At 34.0% G+C, this 12,568-nt stretch carries 10 protein-coding genes; 8 read left to right on the forward strand and 2 right to left on the reverse strand.

Going from position 1 to position 12,568, the window contains the following annotated elements:
- Positions 1-198: 198 nt before the first annotated feature.
- The 7 genes from CD113_RS02535 to nreC are packed head-to-tail and all read left to right on the forward strand — an operon-like array spanning position 199 to position 8,869.
- Entirely contained in the window at positions 199-3,882 is a 3,684-nt protein-coding gene (locus CD113_RS02535; RefSeq protein ID WP_002464695.1) for a nitrate reductase subunit alpha, read from the forward strand.
- Positions 3,872-5,425, forward strand: a complete 1,554-nt coding sequence (gene narH / locus CD113_RS02540; protein ID WP_002464694.1) for a nitrate reductase subunit beta — start codon at positions 3,872-3,874, stop codon at positions 5,423-5,425. Before CD113_RS02535 ends, narH begins: the two co-directional genes overlap by 11 nt.
- Positions 5,418-5,993, forward strand: a complete 576-nt coding sequence (narJ, locus tag CD113_RS02545) for a nitrate reductase molybdenum cofactor assembly chaperone (RefSeq protein WP_002464693.1) — start codon at positions 5,418-5,420, stop codon at positions 5,991-5,993. Before narH ends, narJ begins: the two co-directional genes overlap by 8 nt.
- Positions 5,986-6,663, forward strand: coding sequence for a respiratory nitrate reductase subunit gamma (narI, locus tag CD113_RS02550; protein ID WP_002464692.1), 678 nt, complete (start codon positions 5,986-5,988; stop codon positions 6,661-6,663). The genes narJ and narI overlap by 8 nt, the downstream gene beginning before the upstream one ends.
- A gap of 18 nt (positions 6,664-6,681) precedes the next feature.
- Positions 6,682-7,131: a nitrate respiration regulation accessory nitrate sensor NreA gene (nreA, locus tag CD113_RS02555; RefSeq protein WP_002464691.1), complete on the forward strand. Its 450-nt coding sequence runs from the start codon at positions 6,682-6,684 to the stop codon at positions 7,129-7,131.
- A 27-nt stretch (positions 7,132-7,158) separates the two neighbouring features.
- Entirely contained in the window at positions 7,159-8,193 is a 1,035-nt protein-coding gene (gene nreB / locus CD113_RS02560; RefSeq protein ID WP_002464690.1) for a nitrate respiration regulation sensor histidine kinase NreB, read from the forward strand.
- 22 nt (positions 8,194-8,215) lie between these two features.
- Positions 8,216-8,869 carry a nitrate respiration regulation response regulator NreC gene (nreC, locus tag CD113_RS02565; RefSeq protein ID WP_002464689.1) on the forward strand — a complete coding sequence of 218 codons (654 nt, stop codon included), beginning with the start codon at positions 8,216-8,218 and terminating at the stop codon, positions 8,867-8,869.
- A 373-nt stretch (positions 8,870-9,242) separates the two neighbouring features.
- On the opposite strand, the gene CD113_RS02570 is transcribed toward nreC, so the two are convergent.
- Both CD113_RS02570 and CD113_RS02575 read right to left on the reverse strand, forming a co-directional pair.
- Entirely contained in the window at positions 9,243-9,965 is a 723-nt protein-coding gene (locus CD113_RS02570; protein WP_002464688.1) for a MerR family transcriptional regulator, read from the reverse strand.
- Positions 9,944-10,858, reverse strand: a complete 915-nt coding sequence (locus tag CD113_RS02575; protein ID WP_002464687.1) for a DUF2268 domain-containing protein — start codon at positions 10,856-10,858, stop codon at positions 9,944-9,946. The genes CD113_RS02570 and CD113_RS02575 overlap by 22 nt, the downstream gene beginning before the upstream one ends.
- A gap of 368 nt (positions 10,859-11,226) precedes the next feature.
- Between CD113_RS02575 and CD113_RS02580 the strand changes: the two genes are divergently transcribed.
- Positions 11,227-12,396, forward strand: coding sequence for a nitrate/nitrite transporter (locus CD113_RS02580; protein ID WP_002464686.1), 1,170 nt, complete (start codon positions 11,227-11,229; stop codon positions 12,394-12,396).
- Positions 12,397-12,568: the final 172 nt, after the last annotated feature.

Here is a 12,568-nt window from a genome sequence, read left to right on the forward strand (position 1 = left end):
ATTTAGGAAGTGAAATGTCATGAAAATGTTGAAATTTTACAACAGGATAGGGAAAATCCCTAACCAATTAGGTAATTCCCTAATATTAATATTTTGTGAAAAAATATACAATCTAGTTAAAGGTAAAAAACATCTTGATGAACTAAACAATTAATGGAATGAATATAGATCGTATTTGTACGTAGGAGGATAAAATAAATGGGAAAATTTGGATTAAATTTCTTTAAACCAACAGAAAAGTTTAATGGTAATTGGTCTGTTCTTGAATCTAAAAGTAGAGAATGGGAAAAAATGTATAGAGAACGTTGGAGTCATGATAAGGAAGTAAGAACAACGCACGGTGTTAACTGTACTGGTTCATGCTCATGGAAAGTTTTTGTTAAAAATGGTGTCATTACATGGGAAAACCAACAAGTTGACTATCCAAGTTGTGGACCAGATATGCCCGAATATGAACCTAGAGGATGTCCTCGTGGTGCATCATTCTCTTGGTACGAATATAGTCCACTACGTGTTAAATATCCATATATTAGAGGGAAACTTTTAGATTTATGGAATGAAGCATTAGAGGAACAAAATGGTGATCGTATTGCTGCATGGGCTTCTATTGTTGAAAATGAAGATAAAGCAAAACAATATAAACAAGCACGTGGTATGGGTGGCCATGTACGTTCTACTTGGAAAGATGTAACAGAAATTATTGCAGCACAATTACTTTACACAATTAAAAAAGATGGTCCAGATAGAATTGCAGGTTTCACACCAATTCCTGCAATGTCGATGATTAGTTATGCAGCAGGTGCAAGATTTATCAATTTACTTGGTGGAGAAATGTTAAGTTTCTACGATTGGTATGCCGATTTACCACCAGCTTCACCACAAATTTGGGGTGAACAAACAGACGTACCAGAATCAAGTGACTGGTATAACTCATCATACATTATTATGTGGGGTTCTAACGTTCCTTTAACACGTACACCTGATGCTCACTTTATGACTGAAGTACGTTATAAAGGTGCGAAAGTTATTTCTGTAGCACCAGACTATGCTGAAAATGTTAAGTTTGCAGATAATTGGTTAGCGCCAAACCCAGGCTCAGATGCAGCGATTGCACAAGGGATGACACATGTTATCTTACAAGAACATTATGTGAATAAACCTAATGAACGTTTTATTAATTATGCTAAACAATATACTGATATGCCATTCGTTATCATGCTTGATGAAGATGAAAATGGTTATAAAGCTGGACGTTTCTTAAGAGCAAGTGACTTAGGACAAGAAATTGAACAAAGCGAATGGAAACCAGTCATTTACGATACGATTAGTGAATCATTAGTAGTTCCAAACGGTACGATGGGCCAACGTTGGGAAGAAGGTAAAAAATGGAATCTTAAATTAGAAACTGAAGATGGTTCTAAAATCAACCCAACATTATCAATGGCCGATGGAGAATATGATTTACAAACGATTCAATTCCCATATTTTGATAGCTTTGGAGATGGTATTTTCGAACGTCCAATTCCAACTAGAACATTAACATTAGCTGATGGTAAGGAAGTTCAAATTACTACTATTTTCGATTTAATGGCAAGTCAATATGGTGTGCGTAGATTTAATCATGAGTTGGAAGCTAAAGGTTATGATGATGCAGAATCTAAATACACACCAGGCTGGCAAGAAACTATTTCTGGTGTCAAAGCTAGCTTAGTTACTCAAGTAGGTAAAGAATTTGCTCAAAATGCGATTGATACAGAAGGGCGTTCAATGATCATCATGGGTGCCGGAATCAATCACTGGTTTAACTCAGATACGATTTATCGAGCAATTTTAAACTTAGTTATGTTATGTGGTTGCCAAGGTGTCAACGGCGGAGGCTGGGCACACTATGTAGGACAAGAAAAATGTCGTCCAATTGAAGGATGGAATACAATTTCATTCGCTAAAGACTGGCAAGGTCCACCTCGTTTACAAAATGGTACAAGTTGGTTCTATTTCGCAACAGATCAATGGAAATATGAAGAATCAAACGTAGATAAATTGAAATCACCATTAGCTAATGAACTTAAGCACCAACATCCTGCTGATTATAATATCTTAGCAGCACGTCTTGGTTGGTTACCTTCTTATCCACAGTTTAATAAAAATAGCTTATTATTTGCTGAAGAAGCAAAAGATGAAGGTATTGAATCAAATGAAGCTATTTTAAAACGTGCAATTGAAGAAGTTAAAACAAAACAAACACAATTTTCTATAGAAGATCCAGATTTAAGAAAAAATCATCCTAAATCATTATTTATATGGCGTTCAAACTTGATTTCAAGTTCAGCTAAAGGTCAAGAGTACTTTATGAAACATTTATTAGGTACAAAATCAGGATTATTAGCAAGCCCAAATGAAGAGGATAAACCAGAAGAAATACAATGGCGTGAAGAAACAACAGGTAAATTAGATTTAATGGTATCACTTGATTTTAGAATGACAGCAACACCGTTATATTCAGATATCGTATTACCAGCAGCAACTTGGTATGAAAAACATGACTTATCATCAACTGATATGCATCCGTTTGTTCACCCATTCAATCCAGCGATTGACCCATTATGGGAATCACGCTCTGACTGGGACATCTTTAAAACATTAGCTAAATCAGTATCAGAAATGGCCAAAGACTATTTACCAGGCACATTCAAAGATGTTGTCACTACACCATTAAGTCATGATTCAAAACAAGAAATCTCAACACCATACGGTATTGTCAAAGATTGGTCTAAAGGTGAGGTTGAAGCGGTACCAGGACGTACAATGCCTAACTTTGCCATTGTTGAACGTGACTTCACTAAAATTTACGACAAATACGTAACATTAGGACCTAAATTAGAAACAGATAAATTAGGTGCACATGGTGTTAGCTTTGGTGTTAGCGAACAATATGAAGAATTGAAAAGTATGTTAGGTACATGGGGAGATACTAATGAAGATTCAGTAAGAACGGATCGTCCACGTATTGATACAGCTCGTAATGTTGCAGACGCTATGCTAAATCTATCATCTGCGACAAACGGTAAATTATCTCAAAAATCATACGGTGATTTAGAAGAACAAACTGGTATGGAATTAAAAGATATTTCAAGTGAACGTGCAGCAGAAAAAATTACGTTCTTAAATATCACATCACAACCAAGAGAAGTTATTCCAACAGCTGTATTCCCAGGTTCTAACAAACAAGGACGTCGTTATTCTCCGTTTACAACAAACGTAGAACGCTTAGTACCATTTAGAACATTAACAGGTCGTCAAAGTTATTATGTCGATCATGAAGTATTCCAACAATTCGGTGAAAGCTTACCAGTGTATAAACCGACATTACCACCAATGGTATTTGGTAATAAAGACAAAAAAATTAAAGGTGGCACTGACGCCTTAGTATTACGTTATTTAACACCACATGGTAAATGGAATATTCACTCTATGTATCAAGACAACAAACATATGTTGACACTATTTAGAGGTGGTCCAACTGTTTGGATTTCTGATGAAGACGCAGACAAACATGATATTCATGATAATGATTGGTTAGAAGTATATAACCGTAATGGTGTCGTAACTGCTAGAGCTGTTATTTCACACCGTATGCCTAAAGGGACAATGTTCATGTATCATGCTCAAGATAAACATATACAAACACCAGGTTCAGAAATTACTGATACTCGTGGCGGTTCACATAATGCGCCAACTAGAATTCACTTGAAACCAACACAACTTGTTGGAGGATATGCACAAATTAGTTATCACTTTAACTACTATGGTCCAATTGGTAACCAAAGAGACTTATACGTAGCAGTTAGAAAAATGAAGGAGGTCAATTGGCTTGAAGATTAAAGCGCAGGTAGCAATGGTATTAAATTTAGATAAATGTATAGGGTGCCATACATGTAGTGTAACTTGTAAGAACACTTGGACGAATCGTCCAGGTGCAGAGTACATGTGGTTTAACAACGTTGAAACTAAGCCAGGTATGGGTTATCCAAAACGTTGGGAAGACCAAGAACACTATAAAGGTGGCTGGGTATTAAATAAAAAAGGTAAGTTAGAACTTAAATCAGGTAGCAGAATTTCTAAGATTGCTCTAGGTAAAATCTTCTACAACCCAGATATGCCTTTAATTAAAGATTATTATGAGCCATGGAACTACAACTATGAACATTTAACAACTGCTAAAGCTGGTAATCATTCTCCAGTAGCTAGAGCATATTCTGAAATTACTGGCGAAAATATTGAAATTGAATGGGGACCAAACTGGGAAGATGACCTAGCAGGTGGTCATGTAACTGGACCTAAAGACCCAAATATTCAAAAAATAGAAGAAGATATTAAATTCCAATTTGATGAAACATTTATGATGTATTTACCTCGTTTATGTGAACATTGCTTGAACCCAAGTTGCGTTGCTTCTTGTCCTTCAGGAGCAATGTATAAACGTGATGAAGATGGTATCGTACTTGTTGACCAAGATGCATGTCGTGGATGGCGTTACTGTATGACAGGTTGTCCATATAAAAAGGTTTACTTCAACTGGAAAACGAATAAAGCTGAAAAATGTACATTCTGTTTCCCAAGAATCGAAGCTGGTATGCCAACTGTTTGTTCAGAAACATGTACAGGTCGTATGAGATACTTAGGCGTCTTGTTATATGATGCTGATCGTGTGCATGAAGCAGCTTCAGCTACAGACGAAAAAGATCTATATGAAAAACAATTAGATTTATTCTTAGATCCATTTGATGAAGAAGTGATTGCACAAGCTGAAAAAGACGGTATTGGATATGATTGGATTGAAGCAGCTCAAAATTCTCCAATTTATAAATTGGCAATTGAGTATAAATTAGCATTCCCATTACACCCAGAATTTAGAACGATGCCAATGGTTTGGTATTGTCCACCATTAAGTCCAATTATGAGTTACTTCGAAGGTAAAAATACAGATCAAAATCCTGACAGTATTTTCCCAGCAATTGAAGAAATGCGTTTACCAATAGAGTACTTAGCTAACTTATTTACAGCTGGTGACACACAACCTGTCAAAGAAGCATTGCAACGAATGGCGATGATGAGAAGTTATATGAGATCACAAGTAACAAATAAACCGTTTGATACATCTAAATTAGAAAGACTAGGCTTAACTGAACGTCAAACAAAAGATATGTATCGTTTATTAGGTATTGCAAAATACGAAGATCGTTTCGTCATCCCTACATCACATAAAGAAACATATCTAGACACATATCATGCGCAAGGTAGTGAAGGCTACGGTGGTGAACACTTTGGCGATAATTGTGAAGGTTGTGGTGTTCCAGTAGGCTCTGGAAAAACAGGACAAGAAATTTATAATGAGAATTTCTATGGAGGGATTTTCCGTGATTAATTTCGATAACCTAAAAGAATATCAAGAAAGTTTTGGCTATATGGCACAACAATTATGTTTCCCAGATAAGTTAACTTTTCATCCTGCTACATTTGAAGAAACTATCTCACAAGACCATCCAGGGTATGAAGATTTAGTGGCGTATCGAAGTGTAATGATGGAATTCTCTTTATCAGAAATTAAAGCAATATATACAGACACATTTGATTTTACAAAAAAGGCACCATTGCATATGACTTACAACAAATTTGATACACAAAAAGAACGTGGTCAAATGCTAGCGAAATTAAAAGTATTATATGAAATGTTTGGACTAAAAATGGTAGATAATGAATTATCTGATTATCTACCGTTGATGCTCCAATTTTTACAAGTGGCAGATTGGCGTAATGATTCAAGAGCAGAAGAAAATATTCAATTGATCATTATGATTATTGAAGATGGCACATACGTCATGGCGAATGAGCTAGGTAAAGATAATAACCCATATGCCTATGTGATACAAGCACTTAGAAAAACATTGAAATCATGTTTGGAGTCACCAAAAGGAGTGAAACATCATGCTTAATCAATTTTTATGGGTTATTTATCCATATTTATGTTTGGCAATTTTCATTTTTGGGCATCTTGCCCGTTATCGATATGACCAATTTTCATGGACAGCAAAGTCGAGTGAGCTCATTGAAAAGAAAAGATTGATGTGGGGAAGTTTGTTATTCCATCTAGGTATCATTCCAGTATTCTTTGGACATGTTGTAGGATTACTTATTCCAAAGAGTTGGATGGAAGCATTTGGCGTAACAGAGCATCTATATCATATCGGAGCTGTGTATATTGGTAGTATCTTTGGTATAATTACGCTTGTAGGTATGTTTTTATTAACAGCAAGACGTGTAACGACTAAAAGTATAAGACGACTAAGCTCTGCTTCAGATATCTTTGTTAATTTCTTATTATTACTTATAGTATTTATGGGGTGCTATGCAACATTAGTAACGAATGCACAACATCCTGAATTTAACTATAGAACGTCTTTATCAATTTGGTTTAGACAATTACTAATGTTTAAGCCTGATGCAGCAATGATGAATAGTGTGCCAATTGGTTTTAAAATACATGTATTACTAGGCTTTACAATTATGGCATGTTGGCCATTTACAAGATTAGTTCATGTATGGAGTGTACCGTTATCATATATCAATCGTAGATATATTATTTACCGTAAGAATAAAGTGTAGTATAAGAGGTGAAAGGATTTGACACCAGAAGCAATAATTCAAAACCGCAGTTTTCAAGAGACATTAGATAACATTCGCACACATGAGGGGTATGATTTTGCAGCGATAGCATTCTATGAATCTAAGAAACCGTCAGCTCCAATCAAATGGCACTATGTTTCAGGCAATCAAAATAACCGTTTCAAATTAATTATTTTACGTAAAGGACATGGCTTAGCTGGCACAGTAATGAAAACAGGTAAACGTATGGTCATTGCTAATGTGGGCTTGGCACTAAGTCCTGAAGAAAAAATTGATTACCCTATTTTATTAAGTGAGAACTTAACAGCAGTATTTGCTTTGCCGTTATGGTATAACAATCAAGTGTATGGTGTGTTATTATTTGGTCAAAGGGATGGGACTCCGTTACCCAAAATAATTGACCACTATGACATTCAACATAAGTTTGGAATCTTTAATGAAGAATAATAGATGAAGTTAATTTAGGTGATAATCATGATAAATGAAGACAGTATACAATTAGAAGCTTTACTAAAAAAATATTATGAAAATTCCATCGAAAAAATTGTCTTCGTTGATGATCTTGGTAAAATAATTGCTATGAATAATGCAGCAAAAGATATTTTGTCAGAAGAAGACAATTATAGTGCTATGACGAATGCTATTTGCCGAAGATGTGAAGGTTATACTAATGAATACGATTTACAATCATGCAAGGATTGTTTCTTAGAATCTTTACAAGTACAGACTTCAAATTTTCAAGTATTTATGAAGACTAAAGACCATAAAATTATGCCATTTACTGCTACGTATCAAACGATAGATCCTGTCAAAGGTATTCATGCTTTTACTTTACAAAATGTGTCGTCACAAATAGAAAGACAGGAAAAGTTACATCAACAACGAATGATGCGTAAAACGATTTCAGCACAAGAAAATGAGCGTAAGCGTATTTCCCGGGAATTGCATGATAGTGTGATTCAAGAAATGCTTAATGTAGATGTCCAATTACGTTTATTAAAATATCAAGAAGATAAATCTCAACTGTTAGATAGTGCAGAAAACATTGAGTGTTTAGTGACTAAATTGATTGATGATATACGTAATATGTCTGTAGAGCTTAGACCAGCGTCATTAGATGATTTAGGATTAGAAGCAGCTTTCAAATCTTATTTTAAGCAATTTGAAGAAAATTATGGCGTTAAAATTAATTATACATCTAATATTAAAAATATGCGCTTTGATAGTGAAGTGGAAACAGTCGTTTATCGTATTGTCCAAGAAGCCATACTTAACGCTTTGAAATATGCAGATGTGAATGATATAAATGTTGTCATTCAACAAACTGGACGTCATTTAATTGCTGAAATTGAAGATTATGGGAATGGTTTTGATCCTAGCTCTAAACCAAAAGGTTCAGGATTAGGATTATATGGTATGAATGAACGGGCAGAATTAGTTAATGGCAGAGTAAACATCGAGACTGAAATTGGTAAAGGAACCAACGTTACACTAAACATACCAATTTAAAGCATACATTGGGGGAATAAAAGTGAAAATTGTGATTGCCGATGATCATGCTGTGGTACGTACTGGTTTCTCTATGATTTTGAATTATCAAAATGATATGGAAGTTGTAGCGACGGCTGCAGATGGGGTAGAAGCCTACCAAAAAGTTATGGAATACAAGCCTGATGTATTACTCATGGATTTAAGTATGCCACCAGGAGAATCAGGATTAATCGCTACAAGTAAAATTGCTGAAAGTTTTCCTGAAACAAAGATACTTATTTTAACGATGTTTGATGATGAAGAATATTTATTCCATGTATTACGTAATGGTGCCAAAGGGTACATTTTAAAAAATGCACCGGATGAACAGTTGTTACTAGCTATTAGAACTGTCTATAAGGGCGAAACTTATGTAGATATGAAGTTAACTACATCGTTAGTCAATGAATTTGTGACTAATTCAAACCAAGATATTGAAAATTCGTCAGATCCTTTCAAAATATTATCTAAAAGAGAATTAGAAATATTACCTCTTATAGCTAAAGGCTATGGTAATAAAGAAATCGCAGAAAAATTATTTGTATCAGTTAAAACAGTCGAAGCACATAAAACGCATATTATGACAAAGTTAGGATTGAAAAGTAAACCAGAACTTGTTGAATATGCATTAAAGAAAAAACTATTAGAATTTTAGAGCCAGTTACCACTTTAGTGGTTACTGGCTCTTATGCATTAGGAGCAAAGCGGGTAATGTAAACCGAGAGAATGACCACTTTAGTGGTTACTGGCTCTTATGCATTATGAGCAAAGCGAGTAATGTAAACCGAGAGAAGAGCCCACTTTAGTGGTTACTGGCTCTTATGCATTAGGAGCAAAGCGAGTAATGTAAACGTAGAGAGGAGCCACTTTAGTGGTTACTGGCTCTTATGCATTAGGAGCAAAGCGAGTAATGTAAACCGAGAGAGGAGCCCACTTTAGTGGTTACTGGCTCTTATGCATTAGGAGCAAAGCGAGTAATGTAAACCGAAAGAATGACCACTTTAGTGGTTACTGGCTCTTACACATACTCAAACATTTAGATGATAATTAACTGCATTAACGATGTAGTCTGTTAACTTTGGATTATCATAGCGTTTAAAATAATCATTAAACCGCTCATCAGTTTGATAAGTCTGAGCGATACAACGTAATGTGGTGTCATCAAAGTCAGCATATTGTTGTAGTAAATTTTTCCATTGTAATACGGCGCTTTGAGCTTTTTTTAAGCTACATTTACTAATCGAAAGATCATTGAAAAGGTCAAAGACAGCCTCCATTGCTTTTATTTGATCAGTGTTAAATGAATCACCACTATGCTTTTGTTTAAAAGATTGATAAGAAGTAGTGTGTCCGTATTTTAATTTTGCTTCTATTTGATATTGCTGGGTCAATGGTTTGTTCAAAATATTTAATTCACTCATAGGAACACCTTTAATTAATTGATCAATAGCACATTGCATCGATGCTAAGTGAGCTATTTTCCTGTCTAATACATCGCGCTGTTTAGCAATGATTGTTGTTAAGTTTCTGTCATCATAGGTTAATAATTCTTTAATTTGTTTTATTGTAAAATCTAAAGATTTGAATATGAGTATCTTTTGTAATGTAATTAAATGATCTTGAGTATAGATTCTATAATTTTTGTTATTTTTTACAGGTGTTAATAAACCAATTTCATCATAATAATGTAATGTCCTTTTAGTTACGTCAGTAATTTTAATGATATCTGTTAATGTGTAGTTATATTCCAAAACTCAGTCACCTCATTTAATATCGTTTCTGCTGGTAATATGGTTGCTTCTTCTATAGGTATATTCGTTTTAGCTAGGAAATATTTGATTAAATAATAACCATACGTATAACCTGCTGCATGAGGAAGTCCAACAGCTTGTCCACCTTGAGCAGTTGTGATGTCATCACCATACAAGTAAGGCATAGCACTAACTAAATCTGTAATATCTAAATGAGTATTAATAATATTTTTAATGCTTTGTTTATTATCTTGCCAGTTTATAGCAGTAACCCATGGTCCTAAAGCATTTTTACCATACAAATGCTCAACGAAGTTTTCTGCTAGACCCTCTGCCACCACTAATTCTTTTAAACTACCGCCATCCCAATCTATGTATTGATATCTAACATTGTGATTAACTTCATGCGTAATAACGCCTTTCAACTTAGATAAGGTATAAATGTTCGGAATGAGATAAATAATAATATAGCCAGGAATACCACCATCACCTAAATAGTTATTATTCAAATACATAGCTGGTTTAGTTTTATCTCCAAGTAAGGCAGTAAAATGATAGTGCTTAATTTTAGAAAATATATGTTTGTCTGCAAAAGCTTTTAAAGCATGGTCAAAATATTTATCACAGTCTAACCAGAAATCGTCATTTAAGTGCTTAATATGTTGTAAATCACTGTTACTAAGCTTTTCTGGAGATAGTTGAATCTGATTCAACATAAATAATGCATCAACAAAGTTATTACTTTGTGCTTTTAATGGAATATGTTGTGCATTAAATTTACCTTCAAATGGATTGATTAAGTTGTTGATAAAATAGTTGTTACGTTCTTCAACCGGTAATGACAATAAATGGTTGTATATTTGATCAGTTTTATAGATATTAAGTTGATACATTAGTAATCCCTCCTATATTTTAAAAGATACAGGATGACGTAACGTTACTTTCAATAACGGAAATTACTTCAATTTTTAGATAGTCACAATTTTGTCATAACTAGGGTGATATCAATAAAATCCAGTAATACCAACGTTTTTTATGAAACGTTTACATCTTTAAAATTGTTATAGGGGAAATTACCTAATAAATAAGGGAATGTCCTTATGTTCACAATTTCACAATCAATATAGAATATAAGTGTAGTCAATACTTTGTCTATAGTTATACCCTCAAATGTTTTCGTGTAAATGACAATGACCTCTTAATATATAGTAGGCAAAGTATTGATATCTATTAAAATAACAATTTAGTGAAGGTGAAACGTATGTATAAGACAAAAGGTGGTTTCCAGCTTACTTTACAAACATTAAGCTTAGTAGTCGGCTTTATGGCTTGGAGCATTATCGCTCCTTTAATGCCCTATATTTCACAAGATGTAAAAGTATCTGCAGGGCAAATTTCAATTATTTTAGCTATACCAGTTATTTTAGGATCTATTTTACGTGTACCATTTGGTTATTTAACAAATATTATAGGTGCCAAATGGGTATTCTTTTGTAGTTTTATCGTTTTATTATTCCCTATATTCTTCTTAAGTACGGCACAAACACCAGGTATGCTGATGTTGTCAGGTTTATTCCTAGGTGTAGGAGGAGCCATCTTCTCAGTTGGTGTCACATCTGTACCTAAATATTTCCCTAAAGAAAAAGTAGGATTGGCTAACGGAATCTATGGAATGGGTAATATTGGTACAGCAGTATCATCATTTTTAGCGCCTCCAATTGCCGGTATTATAGGTTGGCAAACTACAGTTAGAACTTATTTAATTATCATTGCATTGTTTGCATTGATTATGTTTATCTTTGGTGATGCTAAAGAACGTAAAGTTAAAGTTCCGTTGATGGCACAAATGAAGTCATTATCTAAAAACTATAAATTATATTATTTAAGTTTATGGTATTTCATTACTTTTGGTGCATTTGTAGCGTTTGGTTTATTCTTACCTAACTATTTAGTAAATCATTTTGGTATTGATAAAGTCGATGCGGGTATTCGCTCAGGTATCTTTATCGCATTAGCGACATTCTTAAGACCTTTAGGCGGCGTTTTAGGAGATAAATTTAATGCGGTTAAAGTATTAATGATTGATTTCGTTGTAATGATTATTGGTGCAGTTATCTTAGGTATTTCAGATCATATCGCATTGTTTACAGTAGGATGTTTAACAATTAGTATCTGTGCTGGTATTGGTAACGGATTAATCTTCAAATTAGTACCATCATATTTCTCAAACGAAGCAGGCTCAGCAAACGGCATTGTTTCAATGATGGGTGGTTTAGGTGGTTTCTTCCCACCATTAGTCATCACTTATATTGCTAGCTTAACTGGTTCAAGTCATCCAGCGTTTATTTTACTAGCTGTGTTCGGTGTACTAGCTTTAATCACAATGGGTCACTTATATAAAAAAGAGTATGGTAGTTTAAAAGTAAAATAAGATAGTAACTAATAAAGTTATCGTGTCATTAGAACTATTATTTAAAAGAAAATAAGAATTAGCAGTTGAATTAGTAGAAAAATTAATAATTAGTTAATAATAACTTAATAAAGCTCTTATATAGTCCATAGACCACTATATAAGGGCTTTAATTTATTTGTCTAGACAACTT

Source organism: Staphylococcus simiae, from assembly GCF_002902085.1.
GTDB classification, from domain to species: Bacteria; Bacillota; Bacilli; order Staphylococcales; family Staphylococcaceae; genus Staphylococcus; species Staphylococcus simiae.